Annotated in this window: 17 protein-coding genes; 3 read left to right on the top strand and 14 right to left on the bottom strand. The window is 69.9% G+C overall.

Annotated features, from left to right (window positions below; all coding sequences use genetic code 11):
* Window positions 1-93 precede the first annotated feature (93 nt).
* The 11 genes from era to lepA all read right to left on the bottom strand — a co-directional run bounded on the left by era (window position 94) and on the right by lepA (window position 10,990).
* Window positions 94-1,011 (bottom strand): GTPase Era, encoded by a 918-nt coding sequence (gene era, locus DT073_RS10320; RefSeq protein ID WP_124293311.1) that lies wholly within the window; start codon window positions 1,009-1,011, stop codon window positions 94-96.
* Window positions 1,008-2,318 (bottom strand): hemolysin family protein, encoded by a 1,311-nt coding sequence (locus tag DT073_RS10325; RefSeq protein WP_124293312.1) that lies wholly within the window; start codon window positions 2,316-2,318, stop codon window positions 1,008-1,010. Before DT073_RS10325 ends, era begins: the two co-directional genes overlap by 4 nt.
* Entirely contained in the window at window positions 2,315-2,785 is a 471-nt protein-coding gene (gene ybeY, locus DT073_RS10330; RefSeq protein WP_124293313.1) for an rRNA maturation RNase YbeY, read from the bottom strand. The genes DT073_RS10325 and ybeY overlap by 4 nt, the downstream gene beginning before the upstream one ends.
* Window positions 2,782-3,810, bottom strand: a complete 1,029-nt coding sequence (locus DT073_RS10335; protein ID WP_124294466.1) for a PhoH family protein — start codon at window positions 3,808-3,810, stop codon at window positions 2,782-2,784. Before DT073_RS10335 ends, ybeY begins: the two co-directional genes overlap by 4 nt.
* Window positions 3,811-3,853: 43 nt before the next feature.
* Entirely contained in the window at window positions 3,854-4,201 is a 348-nt protein-coding gene (locus DT073_RS10340; RefSeq protein WP_124293314.1) for an HIT domain-containing protein, read from the bottom strand.
* A gap of 23 nt (window positions 4,202-4,224) precedes the next feature.
* Window positions 4,225-4,953 carry a 16S rRNA (uracil(1498)-N(3))-methyltransferase gene (locus tag DT073_RS10345; RefSeq protein WP_124293315.1) on the bottom strand — a complete coding sequence of 243 codons (729 nt, stop codon included), beginning with the start codon at window positions 4,951-4,953 and terminating at the stop codon, window positions 4,225-4,227.
* Between the two features lie 3 nt (window positions 4,954-4,956).
* The gene (gene dnaJ / locus DT073_RS10350) at window positions 4,957-6,075 is read right to left on the bottom strand and encodes a molecular chaperone DnaJ (protein ID WP_124293316.1); all 1,119 of its coding nucleotides are present in this window, start codon (window positions 6,073-6,075) and stop codon (window positions 4,957-4,959) included.
* Window positions 6,076-6,124: 49 nt separating this feature from the next.
* On the bottom strand, window positions 6,125-7,165 hold the full coding sequence (gene hrcA / locus DT073_RS10355) for a heat-inducible transcriptional repressor HrcA (protein ID WP_124293317.1): 1,041 nt from the start codon (window positions 7,163-7,165) through the stop codon (window positions 6,125-6,127).
* A 102-nt stretch (window positions 7,166-7,267) separates the two neighbouring features.
* A complete protein-coding gene (gene hemW / locus DT073_RS10360; protein ID WP_124293318.1) occupies window positions 7,268-8,479 on the bottom strand; it encodes a radical SAM family heme chaperone HemW in 1,212 nt (403 codons plus the stop codon).
* A gap of 2 nt (window positions 8,480-8,481) precedes the next feature.
* Complete coding sequence (locus DT073_RS10365) at window positions 8,482-9,132, bottom strand: DUF1990 domain-containing protein (protein WP_124293319.1); 651 nt, start codon at window positions 9,130-9,132, stop codon at window positions 8,482-8,484.
* Window positions 9,133-9,142: 10 nt separating this feature from the next.
* Window positions 9,143-10,990: a translation elongation factor 4 gene (gene lepA, locus DT073_RS10370; RefSeq protein WP_124293320.1), complete on the bottom strand. Its 1,848-nt coding sequence runs from the start codon at window positions 10,988-10,990 to the stop codon at window positions 9,143-9,145.
* Window positions 10,991-11,213: 223 nt separating this feature from the next.
* Between lepA and DT073_RS10375 the strand changes: the two genes are divergently transcribed.
* The 3 genes from DT073_RS10375 (at window position 11,214) to rpsT (ending at window position 16,787) form a co-directional block, all read left to right on the top strand.
* On the top strand, window positions 11,214-15,581 hold the full coding sequence (locus tag DT073_RS10375; RefSeq protein ID WP_240638574.1) for an ExeM/NucH family extracellular endonuclease: 4,368 nt from the start codon (window positions 11,214-11,216) through the stop codon (window positions 15,579-15,581).
* 89 nt (window positions 15,582-15,670) lie between these two features.
* Window positions 15,671-16,411 (top strand): alpha/beta fold hydrolase, encoded by a 741-nt coding sequence (locus DT073_RS10380; protein ID WP_124293321.1) that lies wholly within the window; start codon window positions 15,671-15,673, stop codon window positions 16,409-16,411.
* A 115-nt stretch (window positions 16,412-16,526) separates the two neighbouring features.
* Window positions 16,527-16,787, top strand: coding sequence for a 30S ribosomal protein S20 (gene rpsT, locus DT073_RS10385; RefSeq protein WP_124293322.1), 261 nt, complete (start codon window positions 16,527-16,529; stop codon window positions 16,785-16,787).
* Between the two features lie 87 nt (window positions 16,788-16,874).
* Here rpsT and holA read toward each other — a convergent pair whose 3' ends face one another.
* Genes holA through DT073_RS10400 form a run of 3 tightly spaced genes read right to left on the bottom strand, consistent with a single transcriptional unit; the run spans window position 16,875 to window position 21,002 of the window.
* Window positions 16,875-17,930 (bottom strand): DNA polymerase III subunit delta, encoded by a 1,056-nt coding sequence (gene holA / locus DT073_RS10390; protein ID WP_124293323.1) that lies wholly within the window; start codon window positions 17,928-17,930, stop codon window positions 16,875-16,877.
* A 10-nt stretch (window positions 17,931-17,940) separates the two neighbouring features.
* Entirely contained in the window at window positions 17,941-20,355 is a 2,415-nt protein-coding gene (locus DT073_RS10395) for a ComEC/Rec2 family competence protein (RefSeq protein WP_240638575.1), read from the bottom strand.
* Complete coding sequence (locus DT073_RS10400; RefSeq protein ID WP_164478178.1) at window positions 20,352-21,002, bottom strand: ComEA family DNA-binding protein; 651 nt, start codon at window positions 21,000-21,002, stop codon at window positions 20,352-20,354. Before DT073_RS10400 ends, DT073_RS10395 begins: the two co-directional genes overlap by 4 nt.
* Window positions 21,003-21,017 lie beyond the last annotated feature (15 nt).

Below are 21,017 nucleotides of genomic sequence, written 5' to 3' on the forward strand. Positions count from 1 at the left end.
AGCTCCGCGACGAGGGTGGCCCTAGATCGAGGCCTCGCCGCGGCGGCTAAGGAGAAGAAGCAGGCCGGCGCGCATGCGGCCATGGTAGCAGGCTCAGAAACCCAGGCGACGCAGCTGCTTCGGGTCGCGCTGCCACTCCTTGGCGATGCGCACGTGCAGCGAGAGGTACACGCGCGTGCCCAGCAGCGGCTCGATCTGCGACCGAGCGCGGGATCCGACATCCCGCAGGCGCGAACCGCGGTGGCCGATGATGATCGCCTTCTGGCTGTCGCGCTCGACGACGATGTCGGCGAAGACATCGGTCAGGTCGCTGTCCTCGCGGGGTGCGATGTCCTGGACGACCACTGCGATCGAGTGCGGAAGCTCGTCCCGCACTCCTTCCAGGGCGGCTTCCCGGATGATCTCCGCGACGCGGTCGTCCACCGATTCGTCGGTGACGACATCGTCGGGGTAGAGCGCCGGTCCCTCCGGCATGAGGGCGAGCACCTCGTCGCTGAGGACGTCGAGCTGCGTCCGGGTCAGGGCGGACAGCGGGATGACGGCGGCCCAGTCCTCACGGAGGGCGTCGACCTCCATCAGCCTCTCGGTCACCTGTTCGCGCGCGGCCGCATCGATCTTGGTGACGATGGCGATCTTCTTCGCCCGCGGATAACCGCTCAGCGACGCGGCGATCCGTCGGTCGCCGGGGCCCACGGCGTCGGTGGCAGGGACGCAGAACCCGATCACGTCGACATCACCCAGAACGTCGTCGACGAGGTCGTTGAGCCGCTGGCCGAGAAGGGTGCGGGGCTTGTGGATGCCGGGGGTGTCGACGATCACCAGTTGACCGCCCGGGCGGTTGACGATGCCGCGGATCGCCCGGCGGGTGGTCTGGGGCTTCTCGCTCGTGATGGCGATCTTCTCGCCGACGAGGGCGTTCATGAGGGTGGACTTGCCCACGTTCGGTCGGCCGACGAAGGTCACGAATCCGGAGCGCGATCCGGTCGGCGTGTCGGCGGGATCGTCTGTCATCGTGCTCCTGCTTCCCGTTCACTGTGCTCGCGCTCCCGCGCGGCTGCGGCTTCTTCCGTCCGCTCGACGAAGACGGTCGCGAGACCGCGCCCGCGTCCGCGCGACGTGCCTCCTGTGATCAGGAGGCCGAGGTATTCGGCGGTTGCGCCGGGTTGCGGCACCTGGCCGAGGGCTTTGCCGAGAAGGCCTCCGATCGAGTCGACGTCCTCGTCTTCCAGCTCGATCCCGAACAGATCGCCCACCGCGTCCAAGCCAAGACGGGCGCTGACCCGGTAGCGGCCGGAGTCGACCTCGACGACCTCGTCGGCGCGCGGGTCGTACTCGTCGGAGATCTCTCCCACGAGCTCCTCGATGATGTCCTCCAGGGTGATCAGGCCCGAGACGCCCCCGTACTCATCGACGACGAGGCAGACGTGCACCGCGTCCCGCTTCATCTGCTGCAGCAGAGTCTCGGCGCGCATGGATTCGGGGACGAACACGGCCTTGCGGGCGATGCGCGTGACCGGTGCGTCGCGCCAGCCGGACTCGTCGCGGAACCCGAACTGCACGAGGTCTTTGAGGTACAGCACCCCGACCACGTCGTCGGCGTCCTCATCGATGAGCGGAACGCGGGAGACGCCCTTGTCGAGGAAGACCTGCATCGCCTCGCGGGTGGAGGTGGTTGCCCCGACGGTGACCATGTCGGTGCGGGGCACCATCACCGCTCGCACGAAGGTGTCGGTGAAGTCGAAAACCGAGTGGATGAGGTCGCGGTCGTCCTGCTCGATCAGGTCGTGGGAGGCGGCTTCGTCGACGATGCTGAGCAGCTGCTCCTCGGAGGCGAACGAGGCACCCCGAGGTGCACCGGGGGTCACCCGGTTGCCCAGGACGACGAGTCCGTGTGCGAGGGGTCCGAGAACCAGGCGGGCGCCGCGGATGACCGGGGCGGCGCCGCGGAGAAGACCGCGGGCGTGACGCCGGCCGACGCCGCGGGGGCTGGCGCCCACAAGGACGAAGGAGATCCCCGTCATCAGCACGATGGCGGCGACGATCGCCCACGGGATGCTGTCGAAGAGGATGACGAAGGACACCGTCACCAGCACCGCGGCCCCCGTCTCGGCGAGAACGCGGATGAAGACCACGGCCGTGGCGTGAGCGTCGGGATCGGCGGCGATCCGCCGCAGAGACGTGGCATTCCGCGGCGACTGCTCGGCGAGCTCGCTGAGGTCTCCTCGCGAGGTGACGCCGAGGGCGGCGTCGATCGATGCCATGAGGGCGCCGAAGGCGATGAGGACCAGCGCGAGGAGAAGGAGGAGAACGGGGGTCATGACCGCGCGCGACGGCGCTCGCTCATCTGGAAGGAGACGATGAGATCGCGCTGGATCCCGAACATCTCCTTCTCCTCCTCGGGCTCGGCATGATCGAAGCCGAGCAGATGCAGCAGGCCATGGGTGGTGAGCATGACCAGTTCGTCCATGGTCGAGTGCCGAGCGGCCGTCGCCTGGGTCTCGGCCACCTGGGGGCAGAGGACGATGTCGCCGAGGAGCCCCGCCGACGTGGGCGACTCCTCGGTGCCGGGCCGCAGCTCGTCCATCGGGAAGCTCAGCACGTCGGTCGGCCCCGGCTCATCCATCCACTGCAGGTGAAGCGACTCCATCGCGCCCTCATCGACCAGGAGGATCGCCACGTCGGCTTCCGAGCTGACGTGCAGTTCGCCGAAGTTGTGCTCCATGAGCCGGAGGAGCACGGTCTCATCGACCGGCATCCCGGATTCGTTGGTGATCTCGATCGTCACTGGCGTCCCCGTTTCGGAAGGCGGTCGCGAGGGCCCGGGGCCCGGGTCGCGGCGCGACGCTCCGCGCGACCAGCCAGCTCGGTCGCCTCGTCGCGTTCGCGACGCGCAGCCAGGCGCCGCTCGTCGAATTCGCTGTACGCGTCCACGATCCGGCCCACCAGGGTGTGGCGTACGACGTCATCGCTCGTGAGGAAGGAGAAGTGGATGTCGTCGATGCGATCGAGCACGCGGGTGACCAGGCGCAGCCCCGAGGCGCCCTGCGGGAGGTCGATCTGAGTGATGTCACCGGTCACGACCATCTTGGTCCCGAACCCGAGCCTGGTCAGGAACATCTTCATCTGCTCGGGCGTGGTGTTCTGGGCCTCGTCGAGGACGACGAACGAGTCGTTGAGGGTGCGCCCGCGCATGTACGCCAGCGGAGCGACCTCGATCGTGCCGCTGGCGATGAGCTTGGGCACGATCTCGGGATCCATCATCTCGTTGAGGGCGTCGTAGAGCGGACGCAGGTACGGGTCGATCTTGTCGGTGAGCGTTCCCGGGAGGAAGCCCAGACGCTCCCCCGCCTCCACCGCCGGACGGGTGAGGATGATCCGGTTGACCTCTTTGCGCTGCAGCGCCTGGACGGCCTTCGCCATCGCCAGATAGGTCTTGCCGGTACCGGCCGGTCCGATGCCGAAGACGATCGTGTGATCGTCGATCGCGTCGACGTACGCCTTCTGTCCGAGGGTCTTGGGGCGGATGACGCGGCCCCGCGTCGACAGCAGTGGCTCGCCGAGAACCTCGGACGGGCGGGGTCCGCCGTCGCTGCGGAGGATCCGGTCGGCGGAGGTGACATCGGCGGGGCCGAGGCTCTGTCCCGCCTTGGTCATCGCGAGCAACTCGTGGACCAGCACGCGGGCGGCGGCCACGGCGTCGGCATCGCCGGTGAGGGTGATCTCGTTGCCGCGCACGTGCACGTCGACATCGGGATGCTCCTTCTCGACCACGCGCAGCAGACGGTCCTGCGGACCGAGCAGCTGGACCATGGCGACGCCGTCCGCGAGGACGCGCTCGACGGCGGGTGGGGTGTCAGGCACGAAGCTCCTTCTCTTGCAGGCCCCCGGCGAGGACGTGCGCGTGCACGTGGAAGACCGTCTGTCCGGCGTTGGCGCCGGTGTTGAACACGAGGCGGTAATCGCCGTCGGCGTGCTGCGCCGCGAGCGATCCGGCCAGCGCGACCATTTCGCTCAGGAGTGCCGGGTCGCCTGCGGCGAGCTCCCCCACGTCGCGGTAGCGCTCGGTCTTGGGAATGACGAGCAGGTGCACGGGGGCCTGGGGGGCGATGTCGCGGATGGCGAAGACGTTCTCCGTCTCGGTGAGGATCTCTCCCGGGATGTCGCCGGTGAGGATACGGCTGAAGACCGACGGTTCGCTCATGGAGGAAGTCTACCGAGGGGCCGTCACCAGCGACCGAGGGCACCGCTGACGACGGCGATCGCTGCGGGACCCGCCGTCGAGGTGCGCAGGACGGATTCGCCGAGGCGACGGAGGGTCGCTCCGGCGTCTTCCAGCAGGGCGAGTTCCTGCGGGGTGATGCCACCCTCGGGACCGACCACGAGCAGCAGGTCGCGGCTCGACGAGGCAAGCCCGCTCAGCCGCTCGGACGCCGTCGGCTCGAGGACGACGACGAGGTCGCTGTCCGCACGCGCCGCGATCGCGGCCGTCGTGACCGGCTCGGACACGAGGGGAACCCAGGGCCGGTGGGCCTGCTTCGCCGCCTCCCGGGCGATCGTCTGCCACCGCTCTCGTCCCTTGGCCGCCTTGGCCGCGTCCCAGCGGGAGATGCTCCGCGCGGCTTGCCAGGGGATGATCTCGTCCACGCCGAGCTCGGTCGCGGCCTGAACGGCCAGTTCGTCGCGGTCGCCCTTGGCCAGGGCTTGGACCAGGACCACGCGAGGGGCAGGGGCGGCGATCTGCGATCTCGCCGACACCCGCACTGCCACCGACGACGGGGACACCGACTCGCAGGCGCCCTCGAGCCACACCCCGGCGCCGTCGCCGACGGTCACACTCTCACCGACGCGCACCCGCCGCACCGTGGCGGCGTGCTTCGCCTCGGCACCGGTCAGGGTCACGACGCCGCCGACGGGCGTCGTGGTCGCCTCGGAGGCCAAGAAGTGCAGGGGCACCGCTCAGCCGTTCCGGAAACGATCCCGGAGCTTGGCGAACAGGCCCTGGTGGAATTCGGAGAGGCGCGGCGGGGCGGGCTTGGTGCGCTTGGCGAGCTCTTCGATGAGGGCGCGCTCCCGGTGGTCGAGCCGTGTGGGGGTCACCACCTGCACGCCGACGCGAAGATCGCCGCGCTGCGAGCCGCGCAGCGGTGTGATGCCGCGCCCCTTGATGGTCAGCACGTCGCCGGACTGCACGCCGGCCCTCAGTTCGAGGTCGACCGGTCCGTCGAGCGAGTCGATCGTCGTGTGGGTGCCGAGGATCGCGTCGGGCATCGACACCTCGAGCGTCGCCAGCAGGTCATCGCCGTCGCGCGAGAACACCGGGTCGGGTGCGATGTTCACCTCGAGGTAGAGATCGCCGTTGGGTCCGCCGGCGGGGCCCACCTCGCCCGACCCGGGCAGTTGCAGACGCAGACCGCTCTCGACGCCCGCCGGTACGTCGATCGAGACCGTGCGGCGTGAGCGAACCCGCCCCTGCCCCTGGCAGGTGGCGCAGGGATACGGGATCGTCGTGCCGTACCCCTGGCATACCGAGCACGGCTGGGAGGTGACGACATTGCCGAGGAGGCTTCGGACCTGCCGCTGAACGTGGCCCGTGCCGTGGCAGATGTCGCACGTGACGGGTGAGGTGCCGGGTTGGCAGCACGATCCGGTGCACGTCTCGCACACCACGGCGGTGTCGACCTCGATGTCGCGGTGCACGCCGAACACGACGTCCTTGAGCTCGAGGTTGATCCGAACCAGCGCGTCTTGACCGCGTTCGCGCCGTGAGCGCGGCCGGGCACCGCGCGCCCCGCCGCCTCCTCCCCCGCCGAAGAAGGTCTCGAAGATGTCGCTGAACCCGCCGAACCCGCCGGCGGCTCCGCCGAAGGCGGTGTCGCCGCCGACGTCGTAGCGGGCGCGCTGGTCGGGGTCGCTCAGCACGTCGTAGGCGTGCGTGACGAGCTTGAACCGCTCCGCCGCGTCCTCACCGGGATTGACGTCGGGGTGCAGCTCTCGCGCCAGCCGTCGGTAGGCGCGCTTGATGTCGTCGGGGCTGGCGTCACGCGCCACACCGAGTACTTCGTAGTGGTCAGCCACTTTCACCTTCCTGCCGCGCCGGGCGCGGGGAGTCTGCGGAATGCTGTCGTCAGCGGGCGTTCTCGTCTTCGTCCAGGAGACGAGTGAGGTACCTCGCCACGGCCCGGACGGCCGCGAGGTTGGTCGGGTAGTCCATGCGGGTCGGTCCGAGCACGCCGACGCGAGCACGAGAGCCCGTCGCGTCGTAGTCGCTCGCGACGACGGACGCTTCGCTCAGGCCGAAGGGCTCGTTCTCGCGGCCGATGCTCGCCGCGAGGCCCTGATCGTCGGCGACCATCTCTCCCATGAGCCTCAGCAGTGTCACCTGCTCTTCGATGGCCTCCAGCAGCGGATAGATGCTGCCGCGGAAATCCGCTTCGCTGCGGGCGAGGTTGGCGCTGCCGGCGAGCACGAGTCGGTCCTGGCGGAAGCCGTCCAGTTCCTCCCCGATGACCCGGAGGATCGCCTGGAGCGCGGGGCCGTCGGGATCCCCGGGGGTCTCGCCCGCCTCGACGGCGGTCGCGACCCCGGCGACGCCCTCCCGCACCGGCACTCCGACGACGAGGTCGGAGACCCGGCCGCGGATCCGCTGCATCCGGTCCTCATCGATCTCCATTCCCGGGAACGCGAGTCGCTGCGAGACCCGGCCGGTGTCGGTGACGACGATGACCAGCACCTTCAGTGCGTCGAGGCGTACGAGCTCCACGTGGGAGACCGTCGCCCGCGCGAAAGACGGATACTGCACGATCGCGACGTGCCCGGTGAGGACCGTCAGAGCGCGCACCGTGCGGGCGAGCACTTCGTCGAGATCCGAGGGACCTTCCAAGAACGACGAGATGGCCGTCCGCTGGGCGGGGCTCAGAGGCCGGACCTGGGCGAGGTGATCGACGAAGACGCGGTAGCCCTTGTCGGTCGGGACCCGCCCCGACGACGTGTGCGGGGCGACGATGAGGTCTTCGTCTTCGAGCAGAGCCATGTCGTTGCGGATGGTGGCGGCGGACACGCCGAAGGCGTGACGCTCGACGATGGCCTTGCTGCCGACGGGTTCGCGCGTGTCGACGTAGTCCTGCACGATGGCGCGCAGCACCTGCAATCCGCGTTCGCTGACCATGACACCCCCTTCGTCGGCCTGCCGACACCCCTGGCACTCGTGGGATCCGAGTGCCAATTCTATCGGAACACCCTCGACGTCGGACGGCCGGATCACGGCATGTCAGGCCGTGAGCGTGCGAACGACGTGGTCGGCCAGGAGTCGGCCGCGCCGGGTCAGCCGCACCCGGTCGATGGTCTGAGGTTCGACCAGGCCGTCCGCCACGAGCCCCGGGAGGGCGGCATCCGCGCCCGGTGGGAGGGACGAGGTGGCCAGACCCTCGCGGGTGCGGACGCCGAGGAGAACCGCCTCGAGGAGCCGGGATGACGGTGACAGGACCTCGCGCCCCGCTGCGGGAGACAGGCCCTCGGCGAGCCGTTGGGCGTAGGCGGCCGGATGACGCACGTTCCAGAAGCGGGTTCCGGCCACATGGCCGTGCGCGCCGGGGCCGAACCCCCACCAGTCGCTGCCCCGCCAGTACGCGGCATTGTGGCGACAGCGATCGGCGGGGGTCCGAGCCCAGTTGGACACCTCGTACCACGACAGCCCCGCCCCGGTGAGCAGATCGTCTGCGAGCTCGTACATCTCCGCCTGCAGATCGTCGTCGGGGAGGGCGAGTTCCCCGCGTCGGATGCGGCGGGCCAGCGCCGTCCCCTCCTCGACGATGAGGGCGTAGGCGGAGAGGTGGTCGGGGTCGAGCGCGATCGCCGTCTCGAGCGAGACGCGCCAGTCGGCCAGTGATTCTCCCGGTGCGCCGTAGATCAGATCGATGCTGACACCGAGCCCGGCTTCGCGGGCGGCAGCCACGGCGGTGGCCACCGCGTCGGTGCGGTGCGAGCGATCCAGCGTCGCCAGCACAGGAGGAACAGCGGACTGCATGCCGATCGACAGCCTGGTCACCCCGGCCTCCGCGAGGCGGCGTGCGACCGCCTCGTCGACGGTGTCGGGGTTGGCCTCCACCGTCACTTCGGGCTCGATGGCCCCCGGAAACGCCGCACGCACGCCCTCGAGCATGCGCACGAGGTCGTCGGCGGGAAGAAGGGTGGGCGTGCCCCCGCCGAAGAACACCGTCTCGACCGGTCGCAGCCGCCCGGTCTCGGACAGCACGCGGCGGGCCAGCTCCACTTCGCGCAACAGAGTGTCGGCGTAGTCGTCCTGCCTGGCGCCGCGTAGCTCGGTGGCGGTGTAGGTGTTGAAATCGCAGTACCCGCAGCGCACCCGGCAGAAGGGGATGTGTAGATAGGCGCCGAAGGGCACCGACGGGTCGATGACCGTGCCGGCCGGCAGCGAGCCGTCGGCCGGGGCGGGTTCACCGAGGGGAAGCGCGGCTCCCACGCTCAGGCGGGGGTGGCGTACAGCGGGGAGATGGCACGCAGGTAGCGGGTGAACAGTTCGCGACGGCGGCGCCGGGTGAGAGCGGGGAAGAGTCGATAGAGCAGCGCCTGCGGCGCGTCGAAGGCGCGAACCGTGAACCAGACCTCGTCGTTGTCGTGCCAGTCGAGCATGAACGATTCCTCGCCGCTGACGACCGACCCCTGCACCGTGCCGAGGGCGAAGCCGATGCGGCGGGGTTCCTCGACCGCGAAGATCACCCGCAGTTCGCCGTCGGCGCGCATTCCCGCGACCCGACCCCCCAGGTGCACGGTCGCGCCGGCGGTGACGAAGGGGGTGCCGTCGGAGTCGTAGCGCTGCTCGACCTCGAGCTTGCTCGGAGCGATGAGAGCGCCGTTCTCATCGAAGCTCACGCCGGCGTACATCGGGCCGGCGGCGGGGCGGACGTCGGTCAGCTCCAACCCGGCTCCGCGCTGCGCACTCCACGAGAGCAGCGACTCGCCGGCGGCGCGGAAGCGCTCCTCGCCGCTGCCGATCCGCCACGATTCCTCCGCCGGGATGCTCCGCTCCGGCGGGAAGTGCATGAGATCGGCGGCCTGGGTGGCCCCGACGGCGGCATAGTCGACCGTGTCATCCCTGAAGGTTCCGCGGCGCATGGCTGACAGCCTACTTCTGCTTCCCCTCGACATCCCCCGAGAGCGCGGCGATGAAGGCCTCCTGCGGCACCTCGACGCGGCCCACCATCTTCATGCGCTTCTTGCCTTCCTTCTGCTTCTCGAGCAGTTTGCGCTTGCGGGTGATGTCACCGCCGTAGCACTTGGCCAGCACGTCCTTGCGGATGGCGCGGATGTTCTCGCGCGCGATGATCCGGGCGCCGATCGCGGCCTGGATCGGCACCTCGAACTGCTGACGCGGGATGAGCTTGCGCAGTCGTTCGGTCATCATGGTGCCGTAGGCGTACGCCTTCTCCCGGTGCACGATCGAGCTGAAGGCATCCACCTTCTCGCCCTGGAGCAGGATGTCGACCTTCACGAGGTCTGCGGTCTGCGACCCGGCGGGCTCGTAGTCCAGGCTCGCGTAGCCCTGCGTGCGGCTCTTGAGGTGGTCGAAGAAGTCGAAGACGATCTCACCGAGGGGCATGTTGTAGCGAAGCTCCACCCGGTCTTCGCTGAGGTAGTCCATACCCAGCAGTGCTCCGCGGCGGGACTGGCAGAGTTCCATCACGGTTCCCACGTAGTCCTTCGGCAGCAGGATGCCGACCTTCACGATGGGCTCGGACACCTCCGCGACCCGGCCGTCGGGGTACTCGCTGGGGTTCGTCACCGAGATGGTCTCGCCGGTGTCGGTGTGCACCTCGTACGTGACGGAGGGGGCGGTGGTGATGAGGTCGAGCCCGAACTCGCGCGAGAGCCGCTCGGTGATGATCTCCAGGTGCAGCAGGCCCAGGAATCCGCAGCGGAAACCGAAGCCGAGCGCTACGGAGGTCTCGGGCTCGTACTGCAGCGAGGCGTCGGAGAGCTTCAGTTTGTCCAGGGCCTCGCGAAGCTCGGCGTAGTCGCTGCCGTCGATCGGGTAGATGCCGGAGAACACCATCGGCTTCGGGTCGGTGTAGCCGGGGAGGGCCTCGGTGGCAGGCTTGCGCTGATCGGTGATCGTGTCGCCGACCTTGGACTGCCGGACGTCCTTGACGCCGGTGATGAGATACCCCACCTCCCCGACACCGAGGCCGCGGGTCGGAATCGGCTCGGGGCTGGACACCCCGATCTCGAGCAGCTCGTGCGTGGCCCGGGTCGACATCATCTGGATGCGCTCGCGGGGCTGGAGCTTGCCGTCGATCATCCGGACGTAGGTGACCACGCCGCGGTAGGCGTCGTAGACGGAGTCGAAGATCATCGCGCGGGCCGGAGCGTCGGCGTTCCCCTGCGGTGCGGGGATCTGCTCGACGATTCGGTCGAGGAGCTCCTCGACGCCCGCGCCGGTCTTGCCGCTGACCCGCAGCACGTCATCGGGGTCGCCGCCGATGAGTCCCGCGAGCTCCGCGGCGTACTTCTCGGGGTCGGCGGCGGGAAGGTCGATCTTGTTGAGCACGGGGATGATGTGGAGGTCGTTCTCCAGTGCCAGGTAGAGGTTGGCGAGGGTCTGGGCCTCGATCCCCTGTGCGGCATCGACGAGCAGGATCGCGCCCTCGCACGCGGCCAGTGACCTGCTCACCTCGTAGGTGAAGTCGACGTGACCGGGGGTGTCGATCATGTTGAGGGCGTAGGTGCCGGCATCGGTGGCCCACGGCATCCGCACCGCCTGGCTCTTGATCGTGATGCCGCGCTCGCGCTCGATGTCCATCCGATCCAGGTACTGCGCGCGCATGTCGCGATCGGAGACGACGCCGGTGATCTGCAGCATGCGGTCGGCCAGGGTGGATTTGCCGTGGTCGATGTGGGCGATGATGCAGAAGTTCCGGATGAGCTCGGGCGGAGTCGCACTGGGCTCGAGGGGCTGGAGGGCGCGCGGGGACATATTCCCTCGATTCTACGGGCGACCAGCCGACGGCCCGCGCCGCCGGAGAAGAGGAGCGGATGCCGGTGGCAGTCGTCCTCCCACGAAGTGTCACGTGGAGTTTCCACAGGTGTCATCCACGCGATCGGGAATTCGGTAAGGATCGAACGGCGTGCCCCCGGACGATGGTCTCGTCGTGCTCGGGACGCTGTTCGTCTGTGCATACGAAACCAGGAGAGTGTCTGTGACCGTGACATCCGGTGCCCTATCCCCCACGCCACGCCGACCGAGACGAAGGGCCCGGACGCTCGGCGTCGGTCTCCTCTCGGGAGCCCTCGCCCTGAGCGGTGCGGGTCTCGCCCTGCCCGCGCAGGCCGCGGTGAGCGTGGACGCCACCGTCCTCATCAACGAGGTCTACGGCGGCGGCGGCAACAGCGGCGCGGCGTTCAACCGCGACTTCGTCGAGCTGGTCAACACCGGCGACACCGCCGTCGACCTCGGGTCGTGGAGCGTGCAGTACGCGTCCGCCGGGGGCGACAGCTGGCAGGTCACTCCGCTGACGGGGACGACGATCCAGCCGGGCGGGAAGGTGCTCGTCGGTCAGGCGACCGGAAGAGACACCGCCCTTCCCGGGTTCGACGCCGATGTCGAGGGCCGCATCCCGATGTCGGGGACCGAGGGCAAGGTCGCGCTCGTCGACTCCGCCGAGCCGCTGACGGGCGGCGCGGGCATCGCGGCCGTGGATCAGGTCGTCGACTATGTCGGCTGGGGCGGCGCGACCGACTCCGCCGGGGGGCCGGCGCCTGCCACGACGAATGCCACGAGCATCTCGCGCGATGCCGAGAGCTCGCACACCGCGGTCAACGCTGCCGACTTCACCGCGGGCACCCCGACGCCCGAGGGCGCCGGGGGCGATGTCGACCCTGAGCCCACTCCCGACCCGGAGCCGACTCCCGACCCAGAGCCGGAACCGACCGGCCCCGAGGCGGTCACGATCGCCGAGATCCAGGGCACCGGCGCCTCGACGCCGCTGAACGGCCAGACCGTGGTCACCGAGGGCATCGTCACGGCGCACTACCCCACCGGAGGCCTCGCAGGCTTCGTCATCCAGACGCCCGGCACCGGCGCCACGGCGGGCACCGCGTCCGACGCGGTCTTCGTCTACGCGCCCAGCACGGTCGGTCAGGTCGCCGAGGGTCAGACGGTGCGCGTGACGGGGCTCGCCACCGAGTTCAACGGCCTCACCCAGGTCGACATCCGCACCGGCAGTGTCGAGGTCATCGCCGACGGCGCACCGGTCACGCCGCTCGTCACCGGATGGCCGGCCGACGACACGGGTCGCGAAGCGCTCGAGTCGATGCTGATCCAGCCCGAGGGTGCGTTCACCGTCACCGACACCTACGGCACGAACCAGTACGGCGAGGTTCCCCTCGCCTTCGGCGACGGCCCCCTCGTGCAGCCCACCGAGGTGGCGCTCCCCGGTTCGCCCGAGGCCGCCGCAGTGACCGCCGAGAACGCCGCACGTCGCGTCGTCCTCGACGACGGAGCAAGCACGAACTTCCTCTCCGCCGCCAACGCCGCCCTGACCCCGCCCTACGTCTCGCTCACCGAGCCGGTCGTGGTGGGGGCCTCGGTCACCTTCACCGAGCCGGTGATCGTCGACTATCGCAACAACGCGTTCAAGCTCAACCCGACCTCACCCCTCACCGGTGACGGATCGGGCGCGGGTGACGGCGTGGAGTTCGAAGACGTCCGCACCGCCGCCCCCGACGAGGTCGGCGGCGACGTCAGCGTCGCGTCCTTCAACGTGCTGAACTATTTCACCACCCTCGGCACCGACAGCTCCTCGTGCACGGCGTTCCAGAGCCCCGATGGCTCGGAGCTGAACAACGTGCGCGACGGATGCGACCAGCGCGGAGCCTGGGATGACGCCGATCTCGCGCGTCAGCAGACCAAGATCGTCTCGGCGATCAACGCGCTCGACGCCTCGGTCGTCGGCCTCATGGAGATCGAGAACTCCGCCGCCCTCGGCGAGGAGACCGATGAGGCGCTGTCGAGCCTCGTCGATGCGTTGAATGCCGACGCCGGCACCGACCGCTGGGACTTCGTCGCGTCTTCGGACGAGCTCCCCGACGCCTCGGGACTGGACGTGATCACCAACGCGATCATCTACCAGCCCGCCGAGGTGGTCACCGTCGGTGACGCCCGTGCGCTCGGCGACGAGTCGGGAGCGGACGGCGCCTTCCAGAACGCGCGCGAGCCCATCGGCCAGGTGTTCGCGCCGGTCGACGGCGGCGAGGAGTTCCTCTTCGTCGTGAACCACTTCAAGTCGAAGGGATCGGTCGGTCCGTGGCCGGGTGACGCGGACGCCGGCGACGGCCAGGGAACGTCGAACGAGTCGCGCGTGCGACAGGCGACCGCGCTGGCCGAGTGGGTCGACGAGATCCAGGGCGACACCGAGTCCGTCATCCTCGCGGGTGACTTCAACTCCTACGGGCGGGAAGACCCGATGCGGGTCCTCTACGAGGCGGGCTATTCGGACGCGGAGCAGGGCGACGAGTACAGCTACGTGTTCCAGGGGCTCTCGGGGTCGCTGGACCACATCCTCGTCAACGACGCCGCCGCCGCCCGCCAGACCGGCGCCGACGTCTGGAACATCAACGCCGGCGAGGCACTCGCCCTGGAGTACTCGCGCTTCGGGTACCACGGCACCGAGTTCCACGCCGACGACCCGTACCGCTCGAGCGACCATGACCCGATCAAGGTCGGGCTGAGCGCCGGGGCCACCGCGCCCGTCGAGGTCGACATCCTCACGATCAACGACTTCCACGGTCGCCTGGAGGCCAACCCCTCCGGTGCCGAGGCGGGCGCTGCCGTGATCGCGGGTGCGGTCGAGGCGAAGAAGGCCGACAACCCGAACACCCTGTTCGTCTCGGCCGGGGACAACATCGGAGCGTCGACCTTCACGTCGTTCATCCAGCAGGACAACCCGACCATCGACACGCTGGTGGCTTCGGGTCTGGACCTCTCGGTCGTCGGCAACCACGAGTTCGACCGCGGTTTCGATGACCTGCTGAACCGTGTGCTCCCGCGCTACGGCGGCAACCTCGACCCCGAGAACGTGACCGAGGCTGAGCGCCTGGCCGGCCAGGACTTCGGTCTGGGTGCCAACGTCTACGCCGCCGGCACCACCGACCCGGTGCTCCCGGAGTACGCGCTGCGCGAGATCGACGGAGTGAGCGTGGCCTTCATCGGCACCGTGACTCCCGACACGGCGACGATGGTCGACCCCTCCGGCATCTCCGACATCGAGTTCGGCGACCAGCTGGAGGCCGCCAACCGCGTGGCTGACGAACTGGCCGACACCGTCGACCCCGACGTCATCGTGCTGCTGACCCACTCAGGCGCGGCGACCGGCGACTGCGCGCAGCTCGCTGCCGACGCCGACGGGTTCGGCGACCTGGCAACCGGCGCCTCGCCCCTCATCGATGCCATCGTCTCGGCCCACACGCACCAGACGTACGCGTGCGAGGTTCCCGTGGACGGGACCGACCGGACTCGTCCGGTCATCCAGGCCTCGGAGTACGGCAAGGCGATGGGTCAGCTCTCGCTGAGCTACGACGTCGAGGCCGATGAGCTGATCTCGATCGAGGGGACGACCTTCCCGCTGAAGGACGCCTTCCCCGCCGACGCGGAGATCGCCGCTCAGGTCGCCGGCTACGTCGAGACCGCCGACGAGCTCGGGTCCGCCCCGATCGGAACGATCACCGGTGACATCCTCCGTGGCGGCACGCCTCCGGGCGCCGATCGCGGCGTGGAGTCGTCGATGGGCAACTGGGTCGCCGACGTCTACCTCTGGGCCACCAGCGAGAACCCTGCCTTCGGCGGCACGCCGGCCCAGATCGCGCTGATGAACCCGGGTGGTCTGCGCGCCGATCTGCTGGTCGGCGAGGACGGAGTCGTCACATACAAGGAGGCGGCCGACGTCCAGCCGTTCGCGAACACACTGGTCACGGTGACCCTCACCGGTGCGCAGCTGGAGGAGATCCTGACGCAGCAGTGGAAGGCGACGGGCGATCGTCCGAAGCTGCACCTGGGTGTGTCGGAGGGCTTCAGCTACGAGTACGTCGAGGGCGAGCCGGCGGCAGGTCAGACGGTCGCCCGATCGGGGACCATCGTCTCGATGAGCTACCAGGGCGAGCCGATCGAGCCGACCGATACCTTCACGGTCGTCACGAACTCCTTCCTCGCCAACGGCGGCGACGGGTTCCCGACGTTCACCGAGGGGACCGACCGGACCGACACCGGCCAGATCGACCTGGATGCCACCCTGGCCTACTTCCAGGCGTTCGAGACGGTCGATCCCGCACCGCTCGGCCGCGCGATCCTGGCGACCGATCTGCCGACCGAGCCGGGCGAGCCCGGTACTCCCAGCGAGCCCGGTCAGCCGGGCACGCCGGGTCAGCCGGGCGCGGGAAACCAGGCGGACGACCCGCTCGCCGTGACCGGTGCGCAGCTGCCGCTCGGCGTCGCACTCGGTGGCGCACTGCTCCTGGTCGCCGGCGGGGTGTTCTTCGCCCTGCGCCGACGGACTCTGCCCGCGGAGCAGTGATCTGACGACGCACCCTCAGAGACGACGGCCCTCGCCTTCCCGGCGGGGGCCGTCGTCGTCGACGGCGCGCCGACCCTATCGTGGATGGCATGGGGGTCCAGGTCGTGCTCGTCCACGGCATCCGAACGTCGGCCACCATGTGGCGGGCGCAGGTCGAATACCTCCGGTCTCGGGATGTCGCCGTGACGGCGGTCGACCTCCCCGGGCACGGCACCCGCCGCGCCGAGATGTTCACGCTCGACGGCGCGTTCGAGACCATCGACCGCGCCGTCCGCGAGGCGGCCGCCCGCGGGCCCGTGCTTCTCGTCGCCCACTCGATGGGCGGCCTCGTCAGCATCGACTACGTGGGGCAGGAAGACCCTCCGCCGGTCGCAGGTTTCGTCGCCGCATCCTGCACCGCGATTCCGCGGGGCGTGGGACTGGCCACGTACCGCTTCCTCGCCCGACGTTTCGACGCCCTTCCTGACCGCGGCATGTGGCTGACCAACTTCGTCTTGGACCGAACCCTCCCCCACGAGACGCGGCCGGATTTCGGCGCGGGCGGATACGCCTTCGACGCCCAGGACGTGGCGCTGCGAAGCCTCTCGGTCCTGGATCTCCTCACGGCCCTCGGCCGCATCGCGGTGCCGCTGTGGTTCGTCAACGGTCAGTACGACCAGCTGCGTGTGAACGAGCGGCTCTTCATGCGCATCGCGCCGAACGCCGAGCTCATCGTCGTACCGCGGACCAGTCACCTCGTCACCGCGATGCGTCCGCGCGTGTTCAACGCCCTGCTGGGGGTTGCCGTCGCCACGCTCGAGCGGGACGGTGGAAAGGGACCCCCCACCTGACCTGGTAGACTCCTTGTTTGGCTTGCGTGTGGGTTCGCCCTCACGACCGCCTCGCGACGGCCCTCTCCTGTCGCCGGGCTTCTCATCCAACCTCCGAACGAAAGAACGTCGACACGTGGCGAACATCAAGTCGCAGATCAAGCGCAACAAGACCAACGAGAAGGCGCGCGAGCGCAACAAGGCCGTGAAGAGCGAGCTGCGGACCGAGATCCGCCGCACGCGTGAGGCCGTCGCCGCCGGCGACAAGGCCACCGCCGAGAAGGCGCTGGCCAAGGCGACCAAGAAGCTCGACAAGGCCGTCAGCAAGGGTGTCATCCACCAGAACCAGGCCGCGAACCGCAAGTCGGCGATCGCGAAGCAGGTCGCATCGCTCTGACTTCGTAGACATCGAACGGCCCGTCTCCTCGGAGGCGGGCCGTTCGTCTGTGCGATGACGAACGGGCCGTGGTCGTCTTCGTGGGTATCAGCGGGGTGCGCCGGCGAACGGCTCGCGGGTGGCGATCACGGTGACCAGGCGCTCCAGGGCGAAGACGGGGTCACGTGAGGCGCCCTTCACCTCCGCGTCCGCTCGGGCGGCCGCCTGGATCGCCATCCCCAGTGTCGACTCCGACCACCCCGACAGGTCGCGTCGTGCGCGGTCGACCTGCCAATCCTTGAGACCGAGTCGCGCCGCGAGCGCCGACGATGGCTCGCGGTGTCCTGCGACCCGCGCCATCGTGCGCAGCTTCGACGCGATCGCCGCGACGAGGGGCACCGGATCGGCCCCCGAGGCGAGGGCATGGCGGAGGGCGATGAGCGCCTCGCCGTAGCGGCCGGCGATGGCGGTGTCGGCGACGGTGAACGCCGACGTTTCGACGCGACCGCCGTAGTAACGCACGACGGTCTGCTCGTTGATGTCGTCGGCGACATCGGAGATGAGCTGCTGACATGCGGCCGCCAACTCCGTGAGGTCGTCGGCGAATGCCGACACCAGGGCGCGGAGCGCACCGGGTGCGATCCGTTTGCGCGCCTGGGTGAATTCGGCCGCGGCGAAGTCGAAACGGTCCGACTCCCGTTTGAGCGCCGGGCAGGCGATCTCGACGCCACCGCCCTGTCCCGCCCGGACGGCATCCAGCAGCTTCTTGCCCCGTACACTGGCGCCGGTGTGGCGCAGGAGCACGGTCGCCCCGTCCTGCGGGTGGGAGAGATAGCCCAGGGCCTCGGTGAGGAAGGCGTCGGAACACTTCTCCACACCGAAGACGCGCACAAGACGAGGCTCACCGAACAGGGACGGGGAGGTCAGAGCCAGGAGCGACCCGGCCGCGTAGTCGTCTGCCCGGATGTCGGACACTTCCAGACTCGCGTCCTCTGCGCGCAGGTAGTCGCGGAGGCCCGCGATGGCCCGTTCGGCGCAGACCTCTTCCGGGCCCGAGACGAGGACGATCGGAGCGGGTTGCGGATCGCGCCAGGACAGCTGCGGGATGGCGCTGCGCGGCGCCGATGAGCGGGCAGCCGAGCGAGACGAGGAGCGGGCCGGCATGCGATCCAGCCTAGCGAGGACCGCCGACAGTGCCCTCCGACGCCGCGCGTCCGGCGTCGCGGAAGATCCGCAGCCGATCGTCGTCGGGCCAGAGGGCGACCAGGCCGTCCTCGTCCGTTCGCGCGACCGCCGTCCCTGTCGCCGCCAGCGCATGGAGGATGTCCTCCCGAGGGTGCCCGTGGCGGTTCTCCCGTCCCACCGTGATCAGCGCCGCCGCAGCATCGACGTCGTCGTATAGGGGAAGGTGCTGATCGGCGCTGCCGTGATGGGCGACCTTCACCAGATCATAGGAATCGGCCAGCACGCCGTCGGCGACCAACGCCCGTTGCGGCGCCGCCGAGAGGTCGCCCAGAAGCAGAAGGCTCGGAATCCCGGCGCCCCGGACGTCGATCACCACGCTGGCGTCGTTGCCGGGAGGAAAGGCGGGCGAGTCCTCGCGCGGCCAGAGAGTTCGCCAGCTCGCCGCGCCGAGCCGACCCGACACGCCCTGATGGACCTCTCGGACCTCGGCGCCGCCGGCGACGAGGGCTGATCGCACCCGAGCAGCCGACACCCCGTCGAGAGGACCGTGGATGACGGTGCCGACACGTCCGACGACGGCCTCCACGCCCCCGGTGTGGTCGATGTCGAAGTGCGTGAGCACGAGCAGCTCGATGCGGTCGACGCCGACCCGATCGAGACACGCCCCCAGCGCCACGGGGTCGGGCCCGGTGTCGACGAGGGCGACCTCCCCGTCTGAGCGGACGAGGACGGCGTCGCCCTGCCCGATGTCGCAGGCGATGACGCTCCAGGCTCCGGGCAGGGTGAGGGGCCCCGCGAGGGTGCGGAGCGCGGTGGTTCCCGAGACGATCCCGAGGACGAGGGCGAGCGCAAGGCCCGAGACGAGGCGCAGGGCCCTGACAGCTCTCCGCCGACGGGGGCGGATCGCCACGAGGATCCACATCGCACCGCCGGCGGCAGCCAACGTCAGCAGACCGCCTACGCCGCCGATCCACGGGGACTGCGACCCGGGGAGCGCAGACGCCGTCTCGGCGACGGCGGCGATCCACGCGGCGGGGACCCAGGCGAGGGCCGTCAAGCCCGACTGCACGAGCGGGATCATCGGGGAAAGGCACGCCAGGAGCCCGACGATCGTCGCCACGGGTGCCGCCGGAGCGGCAAGGACGTTCGCGATGACACCGTAGAGGGGAACGGTGGGCTGGATGAGGACGAGGAGTGGGCCGCAGGCGATCTGCGCGGCGATCGGCACCGACAGGATGAGAGCGAGCGACGCCGGCAGGACGCGTGCGAGCCCGGCCGCCAACGGCGGAGCGAGGACGAGGAGCGAGCCGGTGGCCACAACCGAGAGGGCGAATCCGAGGGAGGTGGAGAGCCAGGGGTCCAGCGCGAGGAGTGCCACGACCGCCAGGCTCAGCACGGCCAGGCCGATCCCGGAGCGACCGAGGAGCACGGCCAGCATGGCCACCGCCGCCATGACCCCGGCCCGAACCACGCTCGGTTCCGGAGTGACGAGGACGACGAAGCCACTGAGGGCGATGAGCGACACGATCGTCCGCGCGCCGCGTCGCAGACCCAGGGCGGCGGCCAGGACGTACGCCACGCCGACGACGAGAGCGCAGTTGGCTCCCGACACAGCCGTGAGGTGCGACAACGATGATGCGGTCATCGCCGTCTCGAGATCTGCCGTGACCAGACTCGTATCGCCGACGGCGAGGCCGGGGATCAGCGTTCGTCCGGGATCGGGAAGTCCGTCGACGGCGGTGACGAGTCCGCTCCGCAGCTCCGACGCCACGGCGAGGAGACCCGTCGGGGGCCGCAGGACCGCCGGCTCACCACGCGCCCGGAGGACGAGCGTGGCCCGGTCGCCGGGATAGGGCCGAACGACGACGGCGGCGAGCCGGACTCGGGCGCCGACGTCGAGCTGTGGCAGGACGTCACGATGGGCATCGGCGATGATGACGCCCACCACGACCGTCCCCGGGCCGGCCAGGGCGGGGGCACCTGTGGTCAGGGAGAGGGCGACGGCGTCGAAGTCCCACTCCGCGGCGCCGCGTCGTTCGACCTTGCCGGTGACGAGGATCTCTGCTTCCACGCCCCGCCCCGCCGGAAACCGCTCCTGCGTTTCCCGCACCGTCGGGGCGGCCAGTGCGACGCTGGTCGAGGCGACTCCTGCTGCCGCCAATCCGAGCACCACGGCGACCAGCCACAGGCCTTTCGGCCCTTGGACGGCACGGCGACCTTTCGAGGCCGTCCTCGCCGCGAGGGCCGCCGCGAGGGCGAGGACTGCCGTCGTCCACATCGCTGCGGCGATCACGGCGGCCGCCTGCGGATGAACAGTCGCCACCGCTGCGGCGATCCACACGATGACGGCGGCCACCGGCATCCGCCACCGTCTCATCGCCTTCCCCGTCGGCGAGGTGCTCACAAGACGACCAGATCGCGAAGCGACTCGACCATCTTCTCCCCGAACCCCGAGACGGCCAGCAGGTCGTCGACGCTGGTGAACGGTCCGTTCGCTTCGCGCCACGCGATGATGCGCTCGGCCAGGGCGGGTCCGATCCGGGGAAGGGTGTCCAGCGCCGCCTCATCGGCGGTGTTGAGATTCACCTTGCCGTCGCCGGTGGCAGAAGCATCGCCGGGGACCGTACCCGGCGGCTGTTCGAGTGTGTGGTCGCCGATCTCGGCGACGACCAACTGCTCGCCGTCAGCGAGAAGCCGTGCGAGATTCACGGATCGGGGCTCGGCGGTCTCGGTGAACCCACCCGCGGCGGCCACAGCATCGAGGACCCGCGCCTGCGGGGGCAGGACGTAGACACCGGGCTTCCCGACGGCTCCGGCGACGTGCACGACGAGCTCCGTGGACGACGACGAGGGCGCCGTCTGCGTCGCCTCCTCCCCCGTCGCCTCTCCGCTCGTCTCAGATGCCAGGGGGATCTCGTCTACGGGGGCGAGGGCGCTGCGGAAGACGCCGATGCCGACGGTGATCGCCACGGCGACCAGGACGACCACGACCGCCGCGCCGAGGCCGAGTCTGCGGGCGGTGTCGCGACCCTCCTCGCCGTCTCCCGTCACGGTCACACGCTAAGC

Source organism: Microbacterium sp. ABRD28 (assembly GCF_003850245.1).
Taxonomy (GTDB): domain Bacteria; phylum Actinomycetota; class Actinomycetes; order Actinomycetales; family Microbacteriaceae; genus Microbacterium.